This is a genomic window from Saccharopolyspora dendranthemae, from assembly GCF_007829955.1.
GTDB classification, from domain to species: Bacteria; Actinomycetota; Actinomycetes; order Mycobacteriales; family Pseudonocardiaceae; genus Saccharopolyspora; species Saccharopolyspora dendranthemae.
The window spans coordinates 430,210-447,968 of record NZ_VIWX01000002.1; the positions used below are offsets into that span (position 1 = coordinate 430,210).

Annotated in this window: 16 protein-coding genes and 1 pseudogene; 8 read left to right on the forward strand and 9 right to left on the reverse strand. The window is 66.7% G+C overall.

What is annotated here, in order from left to right; genetic code table 11:
- Positions 1-14: 14 nt before the first annotated feature.
- Positions 15-1,226 carry an IS256 family transposase gene (locus FHU35_RS10890; protein WP_246110309.1) on the reverse strand — a complete coding sequence of 404 codons (1,212 nt, stop codon included), beginning with the start codon at positions 1,224-1,226 and terminating at the stop codon, positions 15-17.
- 346 nt (positions 1,227-1,572) lie between these two features.
- Here FHU35_RS10890 and FHU35_RS10895 point away from each other — a divergent pair, with 346 nt between their 5' ends.
- The 3 genes from FHU35_RS10895 to FHU35_RS29560 all read left to right on the forward strand — a co-directional run bounded on the left by FHU35_RS10895 (position 1,573) and on the right by FHU35_RS29560 (position 4,121).
- Positions 1,573-2,793, forward strand: coding sequence for an IS256 family transposase (locus tag FHU35_RS10895; RefSeq protein WP_145737879.1), 1,221 nt, complete (start codon positions 1,573-1,575; stop codon positions 2,791-2,793).
- Between the two features lie 184 nt (positions 2,794-2,977).
- A complete protein-coding gene (locus FHU35_RS10900) occupies positions 2,978-3,862 on the forward strand; it encodes an alpha/beta fold hydrolase (RefSeq protein WP_246110231.1) in 885 nt (294 codons plus the stop codon).
- A gap of 109 nt (positions 3,863-3,971) precedes the next feature.
- Positions 3,972-4,121, forward strand: coding sequence for a hypothetical protein (locus FHU35_RS29560; protein ID WP_222429341.1), 150 nt, complete (start codon positions 3,972-3,974; stop codon positions 4,119-4,121).
- Here the strand turns inward: FHU35_RS29560 and FHU35_RS29565 are convergent.
- From FHU35_RS29565 to FHU35_RS10940, 7 genes are all read right to left on the reverse strand, one after another.
- On the reverse strand, positions 4,118-4,303 hold the full coding sequence (locus FHU35_RS29565) for an AMP-binding enzyme (protein WP_222429342.1): 186 nt from the start codon (positions 4,301-4,303) through the stop codon (positions 4,118-4,120). The genes FHU35_RS29560 and FHU35_RS29565 overlap by 4 nt on opposite strands.
- 84 nt (positions 4,304-4,387) lie before the next feature.
- Complete coding sequence (locus FHU35_RS10910) at positions 4,388-4,630, reverse strand: response regulator transcription factor (protein ID WP_246110232.1); 243 nt, start codon at positions 4,628-4,630, stop codon at positions 4,388-4,390.
- 532 nt (positions 4,631-5,162) lie between these two features.
- Positions 5,163-5,504, reverse strand: coding sequence for a hypothetical protein (locus FHU35_RS10920; protein WP_145738381.1), 342 nt, complete (start codon positions 5,502-5,504; stop codon positions 5,163-5,165).
- A 240-nt stretch (positions 5,505-5,744) separates the two neighbouring features.
- Positions 5,745-6,530 (reverse strand): carnitinyl-CoA dehydratase, encoded by a 786-nt coding sequence (locus FHU35_RS10925; protein WP_145738382.1) that lies wholly within the window; start codon positions 6,528-6,530, stop codon positions 5,745-5,747.
- Positions 6,531-6,690: 160 nt separating this feature from the next.
- The gene (locus FHU35_RS10930; protein WP_145738383.1) at positions 6,691-8,793 is read right to left on the reverse strand and encodes an acetate--CoA ligase family protein; all 2,103 of its coding nucleotides are present in this window, start codon (positions 8,791-8,793) and stop codon (positions 6,691-6,693) included.
- A gap of 79 nt (positions 8,794-8,872) precedes the next feature.
- Positions 8,873-10,033, reverse strand: a complete 1,161-nt coding sequence (locus FHU35_RS10935) for an acyl-CoA dehydrogenase family protein (RefSeq protein ID WP_145738384.1) — start codon at positions 10,031-10,033, stop codon at positions 8,873-8,875.
- 277 nt (positions 10,034-10,310) lie between these two features.
- Complete coding sequence (locus FHU35_RS10940) at positions 10,311-10,844, reverse strand: thioesterase family protein (protein ID WP_145738385.1); 534 nt, start codon at positions 10,842-10,844, stop codon at positions 10,311-10,313.
- 204 nt (positions 10,845-11,048) lie between these two features.
- Between FHU35_RS10940 and FHU35_RS10945 the strand changes: the two genes are divergently transcribed.
- Positions 11,049-11,774, forward strand: a complete 726-nt coding sequence (locus FHU35_RS10945) for an IclR family transcriptional regulator (RefSeq protein WP_246110233.1) — start codon at positions 11,049-11,051, stop codon at positions 11,772-11,774.
- Positions 11,775-12,354: 580 nt separating this feature from the next.
- Here FHU35_RS10945 and FHU35_RS10950 read toward each other — a convergent pair.
- Complete coding sequence (locus tag FHU35_RS10950; protein WP_145738387.1) at positions 12,355-15,144, reverse strand: sensor domain-containing protein; 2,790 nt, start codon at positions 15,142-15,144, stop codon at positions 12,355-12,357.
- A 197-nt stretch (positions 15,145-15,341) separates the two neighbouring features.
- On the opposite strand from FHU35_RS10950, the gene FHU35_RS29235 reads away from it, so the two are divergent.
- From FHU35_RS29235 to FHU35_RS10960, 4 genes and pseudogenes are all read left to right on the forward strand, one after another.
- Positions 15,342-15,494, forward strand: a complete 153-nt coding sequence (locus tag FHU35_RS29235; protein WP_186459372.1) for a hypothetical protein — start codon at positions 15,342-15,344, stop codon at positions 15,492-15,494.
- 146 nt (positions 15,495-15,640) lie between these two features.
- Entirely contained in the window at positions 15,641-16,801 is a 1,161-nt protein-coding gene (locus FHU35_RS10955; RefSeq protein ID WP_145738388.1) for a beta-ketoacyl synthase N-terminal-like domain-containing protein, read from the forward strand.
- A gap of 26 nt (positions 16,802-16,827) precedes the next feature.
- Positions 16,828-16,956, forward strand: coding sequence for a hypothetical protein (locus FHU35_RS30165; protein WP_281290231.1), 129 nt, complete (start codon positions 16,828-16,830; stop codon positions 16,954-16,956).
- Between the two features lie 91 nt (positions 16,957-17,047).
- Positions 17,048-17,464: pseudogene (locus tag FHU35_RS10960) on the forward strand (CocE/NonD family hydrolase C-terminal non-catalytic domain-containing protein); the annotation flags it as partial.
- Positions 17,465-17,759: the final 295 nt, after the last annotated feature.

The window sequence follows — 17,759 nt, forward strand, 5'->3', positions numbered from 1 at the left end:
TTCCAGCGTGTTGATCAGTAGGTTTCGGCGTCCGGCCAGCGGTCACCGAAGGTGATGGCGAAGGCGTCGAGGACTGGCTTCCAACGTGTCGTCCATCGGGTGCGGCCGGCTCCGGTGGGATCCAGGCTGCGGGTTACAAGATACAGGCATTTCAGCGCTGCCTGTTCGTTGGGGAAATGTCCTCGTGCGCGGACCGCTCGACGGTAGCGGGCGTTGAGGGATTCGATTGCATTGGTGGAGCACAGCACTTTCCGGATCTCGACGTCGTAGGAGAGGAACGGCGTGAATTCTTCCCAGGCGTTGCGCCACAATCGGATCATGGCCCGGTACTGCTTGCCCCATTTCTCATCGAGATCGTCAAGAGCGGCCAGTGCCGCGTCCGGGTTCGGTGCGGTGTAAATCGGTTTGATGTCCTTTTTGACCTCATCCCATTTCTGCCGGGGAACGAGCCGGAAAGTGTTGCGAATCAGATGGACGATGCAGGTCTGGACGATGGTGTGCGGCCACACCGAGGCGACGGAATCCGGGAGTCCTTTCAAGCCATCACAGACGCAGAAGAAGACATCGGTGATGCCGCGATTTTTCAGATCCATCAGGACCGACAGCCAGAACTTCGCGCCCTCGCCGCCGGTGCCCATCCACAGCCCCAGCACGTCCTTGCGGCCGTCCACAGTGACCCCGATCGCCGCGTAGACGGGCTGGTTGGCCACCTGACCGTCCCGGACCTTGACCACGACAGCGTCAATGAAGATCGCGGCGTAGACCGAATCCAGCGGACGGTTGCGCCAATCCTCCATCTCCCGTACGACCGTGTCGGTGATACGGGAGATCGTGTCCTTGGACACCGACGCCCCGTAGATTTCCGCGAAATGCGCGGAAATTTCCCCGGTGGTCAATCCCTTCGCATACAGTGACAACACCACCTCGTCCACACTGCCGAGACGGCGCTGCCGCTTTCGTACGATCCGCGGCTCGAATGTTCCTTCACGATCCCGCGGAACCGTGATCTCGATCGCGCCGGCCGCATCGGAGATCACGGTCTTCGGACGGGAACCGTTGCGCACATTCGCTGAATCCCGGCCCGAGTCGGCACGGTTTTTCTCATGCCCGAGGTGCTCGGTCAGTTCCTCGTTCAACGCCGTTTCCAACACATTCTTGGTGAACAGCTTCAAAAGCCCATCCGGACCGGTCAAATCCAGGCCCTTGTCCTTGGCCATCGCCACCATCTCGGCCACAGCGGCCTGCTCAGGAGACAACGTCCGATCCGACTTGCCGATCTTCTTCCGGTCTGCGCTCACAGCGTCAGAGCTCATCACTCACAGTGCCCATCCCGCCGGACCCACGCCCGGCGCGTCAGGCTGGAAACACCGTTACCCCGACAGTCCCCCCCACCCACCACAACAAGGGGTCGTGAGTTCGAATCCCGCCGTGGGAGTGTCCTGATCTTTGTGTGTGGGGCGGTGATCCGACAGGCTGGAAGCGTCCGCTTTCGGCTGGAAGGGGATCATCGTGACCGATGACGACACGACAGCAGCGCAGGATGGCGAACCCGACGAGAGCGCCTCGGGTGGGTTGGATGTGCAGCTGGCCAGGGATTTGATCGAGCGAGCCCAAGCCGAGGGCGTGTCCCTGGTGGGCCCGGACGGACTGCTGGCCGGGGTCACCCGGACGGTGTTGCAGACCGCGCTGGAAGCCGAGATGACCGAACACCTCGGCTATGACAAGGGCGATCCCGCCGGCCGCGGAGCTGGTAACCACCGTAATGGCAGCTCGGCGAAAACGGTGCGGACCGAGGTTGGGCCGGTGCCCATCGAGGTCCCGCGGGACCGGCGGGGTGAGTTCGAGCCGCAGATCGTGCCCAAACACGCTCGCCGTATCCAAGGTTTCGACGAGGCCATTATCTCGTTGTATGCCAAGGGCTTGACCACCGGTGAGATCCAGGCGCACTTGGCTGAGATCTATCAGACCGAGGTGTCCAGGGACTTGATCAGCCGGGTCACCGACCAGGTCGTCGACGAACTCAAGGTCTGGCAGAACCGGCCACTGGATCGCGTGTACCCGGTCGTGCTCATCGACGCGATCCACGTGAAGATCCGGGAAGGCCAGGTCACCAACCGACCGGTCTACGTCGTGGTCGGCATCAACTGCCAAGGCGAACGCGACGTGCTCGGACTCTGGGTCGGCACCGGTGGTGAAGGAGCCAAGCAGTGGATGAGCGTGCTCACCGAACTGAAAAACCGCGGTGTCGCCGATGTGCTCATCGCCTGCTGCGACGGCCTCAAGGGACTTCCTGAGGCGATCAACGAGGTCTGGCCGTTGGCCACGGTGCAGGAATGCGTGGTGCATCTGGTGCGGGCCAGCCTGCGTTATGCCTCCCGGGCTCATTGGGGTGCGATCACCAAGTCACTGCGCACGGTCTACACCGCCCCGACCGTCGAGGCCGCCGAAGAGCGGTTCGACGAGTTCGAGCAGGTCTGGGGCGCGAAATACCCGGCGATCATCCGGTTGTGGCGCTCGTCGTGGGAGCAGTTCACACCGTTTTTGGCGTTCCCTCCGGAGATCCGAAAGATCATTTACACCACGAACGCCGTGGAGAGTCTCAACGCCCGGTTCCGTCAGGCCACCCGCCGGCGCGGGCATTTCCCGTCCGAGCAAGCCGCGCTCAAGGTGCTCTACCTGGTCATTCGCTCACCGCAGCGCAACCGGACTAACGTCACCGGGCGGACGCACGGCTGGAAACAGGCCCTGAACACCCTCGTGATGTTCTACGGCGACCGGATCAGCCTCAACTAGAAACCGACCACCGCCTCACCCACGAAAAATCAGACAGACCCCCCAGACGCGTCCGAATTCGGTGCTGGTGTATTGCCGGCCCCCGGTCTCTGTGGAACCACCCCGTTAATCAGACGGACCCGTCTGGGTGCGATCTGTAATTGGGACCCATCGATGTGGTGGGCCCTGCGGGTGGGTGTAGGGCATGATCGGTGTCATGTTCTCCGGGTTTCGTGAATGGTTCCGGGAGGTCGCCGACGGAGTCAGCTTGCGTGGTCGATGTGGTGGGGTCGGTCCGCCGGTACTGCTGCTGCACGGGCACCCGCGGACACACACCACATGGCATCGGGTGGCGCCGCTGTTGGTCGAGGCCGGTTACAGCGTCGTGTGCCCCGATCTGCGAGGCTATGGACGGTCTTCGAAACCGGCGACGACACCGGATCACGAGCCTTACTCGAAACGGGTCATGGCCGCCGACATGGGGAATCTGATGCGCGGGCTCGGGCATGAACGATTCGCGGTGGTCGGCCACGATCGCGGAAGCTACGTCGCGATGCGCCTCGCCTTGGATGCGCCTGACCGCGTCAGCGCACTGGCCGTGCTGGACTGCGTCCCGATCGGCGAGGCCCTGGCACAGGCTGACGCCCGCTTCGCCACGGCATGGTGGCACTGGTTCTTCTTCGCCCAGCCCGAAAAACCGGAACGTGCGATTCTGGCCGACCCCGAAGGCTGGTACGGCGGTGACGTAGTACAGATGGGCGAGCACAACTACGCTGACTACCTTGCCGCGATCCGAGACCCAGCGACCGTGCGCGCCATGCTCGAAGACTACCGCGCCGGGCTTGGTCTCGATCGTGCCGCTGATGATGCCGATCGAGCTGCCGGCCGTCGGATTGACTGCCCCACACTGGTCGCCTGGTCCTCACGCGATGATTTGCACGACCTCTACGACGATGTCGTTGCGATCTGGCAGAACTGGACCCACACGCTGCACAGCACGGTCATCGACAGCGGCCACCACATGGCCGAAGACGCTCCCGGCCCACTAGCGGACCAGCTCACTAGGTTCCTCAGAACCGAGTACGAATAACGAACTCCGACTGGCACCACAGCGTTTCACTGCCAAAAGGAAGGGTCTGAACAGGGTTTGGTTGACACCCGATGTGTGAGGCTTCGGCCTTGCTTGGAAGGATGTCGTCGTGCCCAAGCCCTATCCGCAGGAGTTCCGTGATGACGTGGTCGCCGTGGCCCGTCGTCGCGAAGCGTCGCTGACGCAGGTGGCCTCTGATGCGCCGTCTCAGGTCGGTCTTCATGATCTTGCCGGCGGCGGATGTGGGCAGCACGTCTAGACCTCGGCGTGGCGGATCTTCTTATGTGGGAGGACCTGTTCGGCGACGAACGCCTTCACCTCGTCGATGTCCAAAACCGCGCCGATTCGGGGTACGGCGAACGCGACGGGTTCCTCGCCGTTGGACGGTGTTGGTCGGCCGACGACCGCGGCGGCCGCAATGTCCGGATGTGTGGAGAGCACACCTTCGAGCTCACGCGGTTTGACGCTGTATCCTCGTAGATCAACATGTCTTCGACTCGGTCGGTGATGAAGACGAATCGCTCGTCATCGCGACCCGTTGAGCTGGTCGTCGTGGCGGCCGTGCGTGCTCACCGGGTCTGCCGATTCGATCGCGTAAGCGACTGCGAGCGTTCGGGTCGGGCATTGGAGCTTCGCGAGAATGCTCGAAACCAGCCGTTTCACGCCGTGTTCGGAGATCGCGAGTTCACGTGCGATGCGCTTGTTGCTCTGCCCCTTCGCCATCTCGGCGAGGACGTCGTGCTCGCGGGGTGTCAAGGCGTTGACCAACGACCTCTCCGGCTTCCTCGCGCTTCGACCGCTGTCGCACCTCTGCGAGCTCCGTCGCAGAAAACGGACCATGAAGTCCGCAGTTCGTGAGTGCTTCATGCTCAGCTCCAGCTATCGACGGGCAGGTCGCTGAGACAAGAGGGCCCTCCCTTGTGAACACAACCGGCTCGTCGTCCCGTGCGATCTGCCTGCCCGAGGTTTGCCTGCTGGGCTTGCTGGGTACGAGGTGTGCACGAGGTGCAGGGTTCTGCGACCGGCTTCGGCGTCCGCACACGTGGTCGCATGGCCGCTCCACACGCTGGAAGGGAAGGACATGGCGAACAACGCGCACTTGGTCACCGCCGGTGAGAGCCCGGGTTCTTGGTTGGTGATTCGCGATGACCGAGGCTCCACCATCACCGAACTGGAGTTGCCGCACTCGGTCACCGAGCCCGCTCAAGCCGAAAAGCACTTGCACGAGGCCGGCTGGAGCCGGAGTGCGAGTGCCGAGTGGACCCGGGCCGACGACGGCTGGGTCGTGCCAGTCGTTCCTTCATGAGAGATGACCGCGCTGTTGGCCGTCAGGATCCTTGAGGGAGCTACGGCCGAGTTTGGAGTAACAGGTCGAGCTTTCGTTGCGGCAGGTGTACGAGCAGGAGGATCCCTCGCGCTGGACGAACCGTGGGATGCCGCGCTCGGCGCTGGGGTCGATGCGCACTGGACGCGGTTGCCGGAACTCGGAGCGTACGTCCGCGAAAAGGCCCGCGCCGTCCGGATGCTCGTTGTCGTGGCCGACCAAGGTGCGCAAATCAGGCAAGAGATCCTTGGACAGCAGCACGAGCCGCGCGAGATGGACACCGAGTGCTTTGAGGGCAGTTCCGTTGAGGGCGTGCACAAGCCCTCCGGAGGCGCCCCTCTCGCACAACCAGATCCAGCGGCGTGCCGATGAGGCGGTTCTGCGCAACGCCAAGGACATCGCCGCGTACCTGCACAGGGCTGCGTCGACTGCCGTGGCTCCATGGCAAGTCGGACAACCGCTCGCGACCTGCGGTCGTTCACCCGCCGAAGCAAACCGCCCGCTCGCCGAGTGGACGTTCGGCGACATCGCTCCATCGTGATCTGGAGAGAGTTGAGATCAGGAGCCTGTCCACCGGGGCGGGCGCTTCTCGGTGAAGGCGCGCGGCCCCTCCTCGGCGTCCGCCGAGGTGAGCATCGCCTGGTAGTTCGGCAGGTCGCCGCTTCGCAGCAGGCGGTAACCGGATTCGACGTCGAGGACGCCGGTGCGGCGGGTGATCTCCTTGACCGCAGCGGTTGCCAGCGGTGCGGCAGCGCAGATCTGCTGGGCCAGCTCCGTGGCCTCGGCCATCAGGTCCCCGGCTGGGACGACCCGGTTGACAAGGCCCCACCGCGAGGCCTCGGGAGATGTCATGCGGCGGCCGGTGAGCAGCAGCTCGGAGGCGATCGCTGGTGGCAAGCGCTTCGGCAACCGGAGCACGCCGCCGGAATCGGCGACCATGCCCAGGTTCACCTCGGGGAGCGCGAATTCCGCGTGCTCGGAGGCGACGATCAGGTCGGCGGCGAGGGCGAGCTCGAAGCCACCGCCCACGGCCAGCCCGTTGACCGCGGCGATCACCGGCTTGTCCAGGTCGAAGAACTCGGTGAGCCCGGCGAAACCGGTGGGCCCGTGGTCGGCGTCGATGGCCTCGCCCTCGACGGCGCCCTTGAGATCCCAGCCCGCGGAGAAGAACCGCTCGCCCGCTCCGGTGAGAACCGCGACGCGCAGCGAGTCGTCCCGCCGCAGGCGGTCGAAGGCCGCGTGCAGCGCTCGGCTGGTGGCGACGTCGATCGCGTTGGCCTTCGGTCGGTCCAGGGTCACCGTCAGGACCCCGCCGTCGATGTCGATCCGCACCTGTTCAGTCATCGGACTCCTGTCTCCGTAGTCGTTGTGTGGGAGCGGCCTACCTCTGCTCGGGGCCGCGAGATCCACCGAGGTGCTGTTGTATGTCAGGGATGGCTGCTGAGGAAACCGCGGTGCGGGGAGCAACCCTGAGATGACCGGTGCACCGCGTCGTGACCGCTGGTCAGATCGGCCCGCAAGACACGCTCTGCGCAGCACTCGTCTTCCGGACCAGGACGTCTACCGCCACGGTCGAGTTCTGAAGGGCCAGCAGCGGGTTCACATCCAGTTCCACGAGGCGGTCTTCGCCGTGCGCGTACTCGACGATCGCGGTGATCGCATCCAGCAGGGCCGGCACGTCCGCGCCGGCCCCTCGGAAACCGGCCAGCAGCGGCCAGACCCTCAGGCCGCGCAACGATTCTTCGATCTGGTCGCGAGTCGCGGGCAGCAGCAGAGTCACCGAATCTCGCACCAGTTCCACCAGAACGCCGCCCGCACCGATGGTCAGGGCCAGTCCGAACTGCGGGTCGCGGTACACGCCAACCAACAGCTCGGCGACCGCTCCTGGGATCATGCGTTCGACGAGGAAGGTATCTGTCAGTGCGGTCATCTCGTCCACGACGTTCCGCACCTGCTCCCGGCTGGTCAGGCCGACGCGCACGCCGCCCACTTCGCTCTTGTGCGCCAAGTCAGTCGATACTGCCTTGACCACCACCGGAAAATCGAGTTCCGCGGCAGCTTCTGGTGCGCCGGCGGCACAGGTCAGCACGCCTTCGGGGACGGTGAGACCGGCTGCCGCCAGCTCGCGTTTGCCCGCGTGCTCGTCCAGCTGGTGGGACTCGCCGGTGACCGCTACCGGAGCTTCCAGCGGAACCATCGATCCCGCTCGCCGCTGCGCGGTGCCGATTTCCACTGAGGCGGCGAGCGCTGCGAGACAGTCCCGGATGCCTTGCATGGGTGCGATCCCCGCTTCGAGCAGTCGTGCTCCGACCGCTTCGGGAATTCCCTCGGGAAGGGAACTCACCACGCATGCCGAACCGCCCACCTGGTGGTGCGCCGCGAGGAACGCGTCTGCGGTCACCGTCCAGGGACCGTCGACGCAGCGGTCGTCGCGGGGAAAGTCGACCAGCAGCAGGTGGCAATCGAGGCCGGTTTCGAGCAGCTCGGTGAAGCATGCCGTCTGCGCTGTTGGATCACCCCAGATGTAAGCGTTGTAGTCGAGGGGGTTCGCTACCGCGACCCGATCGCCGAGAAGGCGCCGCAGCCGCGTCTCGGTGTCTGCCGGGAGGGGTGGCAGTTCGAGCCCGTGCCGGTCGGCCAAATCCGCCACCAGCGCCGCCTCGCCGCCGGAACAGCTGGCGGAGGTGATCCGGTTGTCAGCCAGCGCGCCGTGCACGTGCAGGAACTTCAGGGTTTCCAGGAAGGTGTCAACGTTGTGCACGCGGGCCATGCCCAGTCGCTGGAACAGGGCATCGCAGAGAGCATCCGAGCCCGAGAGGGAGCTGGTGTGGCTGAGGCTGGCCTGGGCCGCGAGTTCAGAGCTGCCCGTTTTCAGCACGACCACGGGGATTCCGGCGCGCAGCGCCTGAATCCCGATCCGCGACAGGCCCGAGACGTCGTCGATGCCCTCCAAGTGAAGACCGATCGCGGTGATGCGGGGGTCCGAGAGCATCGCCTCAACGATGTCCGGAACGCCGGTCACCGCGCTGTTGCCCATGGTGATCAGTTGTGCGAGAGGTAGGGAGCGGCGCTGCATGGTGAGGTTCTGACCGATGTTCCCGCTCTGGGTGATCACGGCGACTCCGCGCTCTACCCGCTGTCCGCCGTGCTGGTCCGGCCACAGCGCGGCGCCGTCCAGGTAGTTGAGGGTGCCGATGCAGTTCGGGCCGACCACGGCCATTCCGGCGGCCGCCTCCACCAGTGACTGCTGGAGATCCGCGCCATCGCTGCCGAGTTCCGCGAAGCCGGCCGCGTGGCAGACCACCCCGCCGCCGCCACGTGCCGCGAGCCCGGCGACCACGTCTACGGTCGCCTCCCTCGGCACCGCGACGAACGCCGCGTCCGGTGCGGCCGGAAGTTCGGCGGCACTGCGGTAGCACGGCAGGCCCTCGATGGCGCTCCGGGTCGGATGCACCGGCCAGATCGGCCCGGTGAAGCCGATGCGGCGGCACTGGCGGATCGCTTCGGCCGCGGCGTCACCACCGAACACGGCGATGTGCCGGGGCGCCAGCATTCGGCGGATGCTCTCCTGCCGGGATGCGGAGATGTGGTGGCGGTCATCGCTCATGGAACACCCTCGGGTTTCTCCGGCACGGCTGAACGACGCTCCCGGTGAAGCGGGACGGTCGCTCGCGGACTTGGACGGCTCACGCGCCCAGCGGGCGGAGCAGGGAGCGGGAAATGATGTGACGCTGGATCTCGCTGGTGCCGTCCCAGATTCGCTCCACGCGGGCGTCGCGCCAGAACCGCTCGATGGGCAGCTCCGCCATCAGTCCCATCCCGCCGAAGATCTGCAGGGCGCGGTCGGTGATCCGGCCCAGTGCCTCGGAGGCGAACAGCTTGGCCATCGCCGCGTCCTGGTCGGTCATGTGACCGTTGTCGAGATTCGCGGCGGCGCGCAGGGTGAGCAGTTCCGCCGCGTCCAGTTCGGTGGCCATGTCCGCCAGCTGGAACCCGACGCCCTGGAACTTGCCGATGGGCTGGCCGAACTGGTGTCGTTCGGCCGCCCACTGGGTGGCCATCTCCAGCACCCGCCGCCCGCGGCCGACACTGGTGGCCGCGACGCTCAACCGGCTCGCTCCCAGCCACTCAGCCATGAGTTCAAAGCCCGCGCCGTCCTCGCCAAGTCGCTGTGCGGCCGGCACCCGGCAGTCCTCGAAGACGAGTTCGCACTGGTGGTAGCCGCGGTTGGAGACGCACGCCGACCCGCGTCGAACGGTCAGCCCGGGGGTGTCGAGGTCCACCAGGAAGGCGGTGATCAGGTTCTTCGGACCGCGCGAGGTCTGCTCGGTCCCGGTGGCGGCGAACAGCACCACGAAGTCGGAGACGTCGGCGTGGCTGATGAAGTGCTTGGTGCCGTTGAGCACGTAGTCGCCGCCGTCGCGCACCGCGCGGGTGGTCATGGACCGCACGTCCGAGCCTGCGCCGGGTTCGGTCATGGCCAGGCAGTCGTGGCGCTCACCGCGGATGGCAGGCATGAGGTAGCGTTCGCGCTGTTCGCCTTGGCAGGCTTCCAGGATGTTGCTCGGACGGGCGACGAGCATCTGCAGCGCGTAGCTGGTGCGACCGAGTTCTCGCTCCACGAGTGTGATCCCGGTGGCGTCCAAACCACCGCCCCCCAGTTCAGCGGGCATGTTGGCGGCGTACAGCCCGGCTTCGAGGGACTTGCGCTGGATGCGTTCGGAGATTTCGGGCGGGACTTCGTTCAGGCGCTCGACTTCCTCTTCGTGCGGTTCCAGTTCAGTGGCCACGAACTTGCGCACGGTGTCGACGATGATGCGTTGCTCGTCGTTCAGGGCGAAATCCACGGTGTGCTCCTCGAATGCTGTTCTCTGGACCGCACATCGGGTGCGGGCGCTTTCGTCCTTGGGCTTGGTTCAGAACCGGCACCGGCCGTGCGGGTGGCGCGACCGCCCACGTTCCTCTGGGCTCCGTGCGCACTGCTGATGTAGGCCCCATGCGACTCGTCGCGGACGCTCGCCAGCAGTCGGTGCGAATTCCCCTGCGCGCAACGACACAACCGTGCCGTCACAGGCTGAAACCCCGCCCGTGCGCGGGGAACGGCGGTTGCCCCGGAAGGTCACGTCAGCGTCGGATACCCATGGGCTTGCCGACGACGTCCGGGGTGGTGAGGGTGGCGTGCGACCGGCGGATCGTTGCCAGCCGTTGTTGCAGTTCGGGTGGCATCTCGCTGGACTTGCCACGCGCGATGTCGACGTGCACGAGCAGTTGCTCGGCTGAGGCCAGAAGCGCGTCGGTTTCCCCGTGGCGCATCTCGTGGAAGACGTGCAAGCGCTTGGCGTCGTGGTCGAGCAGGCGCAGGCTCAGCACCAGCGGCTCGCCTTCAGCTACCTCGCGGCGGTTGTGGATGTGCGTCTCGACCGTGTAGAGCGAGTGCCCGCCTTCCCGGTAGTCCTCGCCGATCCCGAGATACCGGAAGAAGGCATCCGAGTTGTCGCCGAACACCCGCAGGTAGCAGGACTCACTCATGTGCCCGTTGTAGTCGACCCATCGTGAGCTGACCGGGGTCTGGTGCAGGTGCAGCGGCGCCGGAACTTCCGCGCTGTCGTCCCACGGGCGATGCCCGCTTCCTTCGTAAGGGGTAACCAATCGATCCATGAAGACTCACAATGTGCAGTGGTTGTTCGCAATATGCGACGGTACGAGGTGTCAGGGGAGCCGTCAAGGCGGTTCGTTCGGGCTGGTCAAGCCGATGGCTCCATGCGCAGCGCTGCGAAACCAGTCACCTAAGGTGGGGTCATGAGTGTGGAAGTGACCCACGGCCAGGACGAGCCCAGGTCCTCAGCTGGCCGCGTGCAGTCCGTGGACCGCGCGGTCGCGCTGCTCAACGCCGTGTCAGCGAGTTCCCCCGGGGGGCGGCCAGCGGCCGAACTCGCCGCGGACTGCGATCTCAACCGGGCCACCGCGTGGCGGCTGCTGGCCACCCTGGAACATCACGGGCTGATCGAGCGCGATCCGGTGACCAACCGCTACGCGATCGGCTTCGCGGTCAGCCGCATGGCGGCTACTGCGGGCGTCGACGTTCTCGTTCGCCGCGCACACGACGTGTTGGAACGACTCAGCCTGCAAACCAGCGAGACGGCGAACCTGGCCGTCGTGCAGCGGCTCGGTCTGACCTACGTCGACGAAGTGGTACCGCCGGTGGTCCTCAGCGCCCGCTGGCTGGGACGGCAGGTGCCGATCCACGCGACGTCGGCTGGAAAGGCGTTTCTCGCGTGGCTTTCGGAGGACGAGGTCGAAGCCATCCTCGCCTCCCCGTTGCCCGAGTACACCCCGACCACCAGGACCGACCGGGACGCGCTGCGCACCGACCTCGAGGAGGTCCGGGAACAGGGCTACAGCGTCAGCGTTGGTGAGCTGGAGTCGCAGGTGTACGGCGTCGCGGCACCGGTCTTCGATGCCAGCCAGCGGCCTTTCGCCATCGTCAGCGTCTGGGGTCCCCGCGACCGCGTGCCAGAGTCCCGCTTCGCCGAACTCGGTTCCCTGGCGCGCGAAGCCGCTGCTGAGATCGCCGCCTCGATGCGCTGATCTCGATGCCCTGCGGGTTCGTCATCAGCCCGGGAAGAGGCGCTTTCGCGCTTGTGACCGGCAACCAGCGAACCGGCGTGCTGTTCGCGCGCCCGTTCCAGCGTCGGCGCCTCGTGGCCGATGACCACCAACCATGGTCATTGACCAGGAGACGACCCGAGCGCAGTTGCGGTGTTCGGCAGGGGAGACGTCGCTCGCTGGTCTGGAAACCCCCAGGTGCGATGGAAATCGCACCGCGCAGGTTCAGCCCGGTGTTCCGCTGGTCGGCTGCGGCGGTGAACAGGGCTGCGTGCCCCTTGGCTGTGGCCTGCCAGAGCGCCGCAAAGCTCGGGTTCATGCTGGAGCGCACCCCTGGTTGGCCGCTGGATTGAGCGATTTCGCCCTCGTCGTGCAACAACGGGTACGCGTCGAAGACCGAGATAGCAGGCGGATCGTGTCCTCGTCGAGGTCGGCCCGACGCCGGGCGAATCCGGTCGCGGGGACCGGGTGCTCGCCGACACCTTCGGTGTGTCCTGCGATAGCACGCGAGCCAGTACCTACCCGGCCCAGCACCGCTATGGATCCTGTACCCCGCTGTCTGCTACTCGGGTCCCGAGTCGGCGAGGCGCGGCCCCCGGGGTGGGAAGCAGGAAAGGGGGTGTGCAGGGAGGAGTTCTTCGATCGGGGTGGGTTTGCCGAGGTAGTAGCCCTGGGCTTGGTCGCTGCCGAGGTCGCGGAGGAGCTCGAGCTGGCGGGCTGTTTCGATGCCTTCTGTCACGACTTCGAGCCCGAGGGAGTGGGCCATGGTGATGATGCTGGTGACGAGGACCCTGAGATCATCGGAGTCGTCGAGGTTGGTGATGAACGACCGGTCGATCTTGAGGCTGTCGAAGGGGAGTCGTTGCAGCTGCGCCAGCGAGGAGTGTCCGGTGCCGAAGTCATCGATGGCTAGGGACACGCCCAGCTCGCGCAGCTCGTGCAGGACGCGCGCCGCCGTCGAGGGGTCGTGCATGATCGCGTTCTCGGTGACCTCGAAACACAGAGCGCGGGCTGCCAGGCCGGAATCCGCGAGCACCTGCTGGACGGTGGAAACCAGGCCGGGATCTTCGAGCTGGCGTGGGGAGAGGTTGGCGTTCAGTCGGAGCTCAACCCGGTGGCGCTGGCGTTGGGCGGCGAGTTCGTGGGTGGCCATGCGCAGCATGTGCGCGCCGATGGAGTTGATGAGATCGCTTTCCTCGGCCAGTGGGATGAACTCGCCCGGCGAGACGGTGCCGTGCACCGGGTGCCGCCACCGGAGCAGGCCTTCCACGGCCACCGTGCGGTCAGTGCGCAGGTCGATGATGGGCTGGTAGGCGACCCAGAGCTGGTCTTGTGGCGCGGCGTGGTGCAGGTCCTGCTCCAGGACCAGGTGCCGCTGCATGCGTTCCCTCAGCTCGATGTCGAAGAACGCGTAACGCCTGCCGCCTTGTGTTTTGGCCTGGTACATGGCCACGTCGGCATCACGCAGGAGGTCCTGACCAGACCGGGGGTCGTCCGGCTGGAACCTCAGCACACCGATGCTGCCGGTGACGTGCAGCTGCCTGCCCTGCAGGTGGATTGGTTCGGCGAGAGCCCGGAGCAAACGTGAGCTGAGCTGTTCGAGCTTGGTGCGATCACTTGCGTCTGGGGTCAGCACCACGAACTCGTCCCCACCGAGCCGGCCGACCACAGCCTCAGTGGGCGACGTGGACACCAGCTGTTGCCCGACGATCCGCAACACCTCGTCTCCGACACCGTGCCCGAGGGAATCGTTGATGAGCTTGAAGTTGTCCAGATCGACGAACAGCGCAGCCATCGGGTGCGTCCGCTGCGGGTGACTGAGGTGGCGCAGCACCAGGGAGCGGTTATCCAGCCCCGTCAGTGGATCGTGGGTGGCCTCGTACTCCAGGCGTTCCCTGGTGGCACGTTTCTCGGTGATGTCGGTAAACGAGGTCACCACCGCATGGGGCGGCCGGTCTTGCCGGCCCAACAGACGGGTGGTGACCGACAGCCACACGCTGCTCCCGTCGGCCCGTTCGAGCCGGAGCACCCGTGCGGTCTGCGACACTCCGCTGTGCTGGGTCGACACCGTCGGGTAGGCCCGTAGCGGCTGCCCGGCCTCGTCGAACACCAACCAGGTCTCAGGCGCCGAGCCGACGATGGCCGAGCGGGGCGCGCCCAGGATCTGCTCGGCGGCGGGGTTGGCCGAGACGATGAAACCGGTTGGGGCGACCACGAGGATGCCCTCGTCAAGCGCGTCGACGACGGTAGCGAAGTCCTGTTCGGCCCGTCGGCGCGCTGTCTCGTCGGCACACACCAGCACGAACCCGGAGTCCATCTTCGCGACCGAGAGCCGGATCACCAGGGCGGTACCGTCGCTGCGCCGGTGCCGTGCTTCGGTGACCCCACCCGCGGCCAGCAGCGCTTCGGGCTGCAAGGGTGCGCCGACCAGCTCGGTGACGGGCCTGCCCAGCGCCTGGTCGGCGGGCAACGCGTAGACGGTTTCGGCGGCGGGGTTCCAGCTGGTGACCACGCCCTTGCGGTCGAGGGCGATGATCGCGTTGTTGACGTGGTCCACCAGGGCTGCCTGGTAGCGAAGGGTTGCCTCGGCCGCTCGGTCTCTCGTGATGTCGCGTCCGATGACCTGCACCGCCGGATGTCCCTCCCAGGTGATGCGCACCGCCACCAACTCCACCGGAACCATGGTGCCGTCGAGGCTCCGCAGCTCGGCCCGCGCCCGCGGTGTGGCCGCGCCCGAGGTCGCCAGCGCCGCGATCCGCTCGCGCATCTGGGGGATCGAGTCTGGAGCGACGAAGTCGGTCAGCGGGCGCCCGAGGAGCTGCGCGCTGGACTCGGCGCCGAGGACGGTGGTCATGGCGGGGTTGGCGTAACGGATGACCCCGTCCTGATGCACGCAGATCGCATCGGGACTGAGTTCGACGAGCAGCCGGTACCGGCCGGCGAGATCGGTCAACGCCTGCCGGTCCCGATGCAGAGCGGTCACCTCGCGGACCAGCCCGACCAGGCTCCTGGGGTGCCGGTCACCGACAGGGCGGGCGTGGAAGTGGAGCACCCGCGTCTGCCCCTCCGCGGTGGCCACGGACTGCTCCATGTCGAGGCCCTGGCCCGCCACGGTCGTTCGCGTTGCCACTACCCATGGCGCGAGGAGCTCCACCAAGAGGGCCTGGATGTCCTCCTCGTCGGCCCCGGGCATGCCGAGGAGCACATCCATCCCAGCCGTCCAGTTGACCTGCCCCCCAACGAAGTCGAACGTCCAGCTGACCGCGCCCTGCACGGACAACGCCACCTCGAGGAGCTCGCGGTCTAGCCCAGAACTGCCCGAGAGCCCGCCGTCGTTCGGGTCAATCTCCATGAGCCATCCAATGAAGACTCGGTGTCCTCACTCGCCGCCTGGGCCATTCGGCCCGTGGTGGCCCTAGCACCTCACGAACCGGCGCCAGCAGTCTTGCGCGTTGTGCCGACGTCCGCTCTCCACCCCGGGGTTCCCCATCAGCGCTGGTCATCAACCGTTCCCGGAGATGGCGACGACCACAGGGGCCGAGCGCGGGCATGACCGATCTTGAACGCGAAGCCACAGAAGCAACACGTAATGTAGCGAAATGGTGCCGAATTCAATTGATCTTCATCCAAAAGGTGCGTATCGGAGAGAGCGCAAACACAGGCGGTAGCGACCTGGGCTTTCTGCTCTTCACTCTGGCGTGAGAGACCGGGGTTTTCCCGCAGGAACCACAGCGCTTCGATCCCAGCCACCACGGCAATGTCGATCGGGCTCAGCGAGCTGCGGCGACCCCGGACGTGGTCCGCCACCCGCACGGGTGCAGCGGTGATCGCAATCCGGGAGGCGAGCAATGACCGACCAGCACTGCGGACTCAACGGCATCGGAGCGGTGACCGGTTACGGCTGGGGGCGCGAATCCCTCTGGAACGGGTTGGCCACCGGTCAGGTGGCCGCTCAGCTGGCCGAGGGGCACGGTCCCGACCGGGACGAAGCAGCGTGGGTGGCGACCGTTCCGGAAGGCGGCGACGAGCTGGACGGGCCGAGTCGTTTCGCCAGGGCCATGCGAGCCGCTGGCCGCGAGGCGATCCTCGACGCCGAAAGCCGGGGCTGGGAGCCAGGACGACGGGTGGGGCTGCTGCATGCGGCCGTGCTCGGCGACGTGGATCTGTGGCGGGACTTCTACGGCGTGCGTGACGCGGACGTATCGGTCCGCGACTACCTGGCGCTGATGCCCTCGACCCCGGTGTCGACGTTCATGCAGGAATTCGGCTTCCACGGCCCGGCGATGAACATCTCGACAACGTGCGCCTCCGGCAACGCGGGCTTGATCACCGCGAAGGCCTGGCTGGACGCAGGCGTGGTGGACGACGTGATTCTCCTGGCCACCGACCTGTCCTCCGCGCCCGAGACCGTGCTGCACTTCAACCGGCTCGGGGTGGCGGTCACAGACACCGAGCCGCTGCAGGCGTGCAGGCCGTTCCAGGAGGGCAGCCGGGGCTTCATCATGGGCGAGGCGTCGATCGGCATGGTGCTGTCGAAACGGTCGCCGAACCCGTACCTGAGGGTGCTCGGCGGCGCGATGTCGCACGACGCCCACCACGTCACCTCGGTGGATCCGGGTGCGACCGAGCTGAGACGGTGCTTCTCCGATGCGCTCTCCAACGCCGGGGCGGAGCTGTCGCAGGTGCGCTACCTCAACTCCCACGGGCCGGGGACCCAGCAGTGCGACCGCGCCGAAGCGGCCGTGGCCGACGAGATGCTGCCCCCCGAGGCCGAGCTCTACTCGGTCAAACCCCTCGTGGGCCACTGCATGGCCGCAGCCTCAGCGGTGGAGATCACCGCGACCGCCCTGGGCTACGACCGCGGGCTCATCCCGGCCCCACCGCAGGCCGCCCCCGCCCACCCGCGACTGCTGAACGGCCCCACCACCCCCGCCGACGGCCTCACCCTGAAGTCCTCGCTCGGCATGGGGGGCCACAACTCCGCGGTCGTGCTCGCTCCGCCGGCCTGAACCGCGGCTTCCCGCTCCCTCCTTCTGTGCGCTCCTTCAGAAGCCGGCGCGGCCTCAAGGGCGCGGTGCCGCTGATGGAGGAGGACGGCCGGGCGGGACGATACGAGGCCGTGGCTCGCATCGGGGAGCGCTACCACCTCTTCCGAGCCGAATGATCACGTCGCGCGGGCGGCCCGAGAGCGTTATCCCGGCTTCAACTGCTCCTCTGTCCGAAGTGGACTTGTTCGATGGCGATCTGGCACCGGAGCCGCGCACCTGTTCGTCGAAATCGACCAGGACGACACCAACTTCATCCTGCGCATGTGGGACGAGGCACCCGACGGCCGACGCCAGCTGATCACGACCGGCTACCTCAAGGCCTCGCACCGGGAACTCGACGAGCGCAGCGGAGAAGGCGACCCCTACCACCCGCACACCCGCGCCGTACCGGTCGAACCCGGCATGATCGAGGAGTACGTGCTGCGCCTCTACCCGTTCGCCGCCACCTTCCTGCTCGGGCACAAGCTCATCGCGGAGCTGTCCTGCGACGAGCCGCTGGCCGACGCGCACAACGCGATGCTCCCGCCGGACGCCTTCCACCTCCCGGTCGGTCGCCCGGTCACGCACAAGGTCTACCGAGACGCGCGCCACCCGTCCCGGCTCGTCCTGCCGCACACAGCATGAGTGCCCGCGCCTGGCGCGGCGGAGCTCAGAGCGCGGTCTCCACGCGGGACATGCGTGCTCACAACCCTCGCGCCGATTGGGGTCAGGTCCAGCTGTCCCTGCAGAGGTCGGTCATGTGCCGCAGCCGCTTGACGGGGGCTGGGCAAGGTCGCGCGGTCCTGCCGTGTTCTTGATCGGCTGCCCCTGGTCCCGCCGCTCGTTGGCGAGACCGAGAGGTGACAGCTCAACAGCGGGACGGTAGGGCGCGTTCGGGCTTCGCCTCGGGTTGCTCGGCGGTATGAGGGTGTTGGCGCGT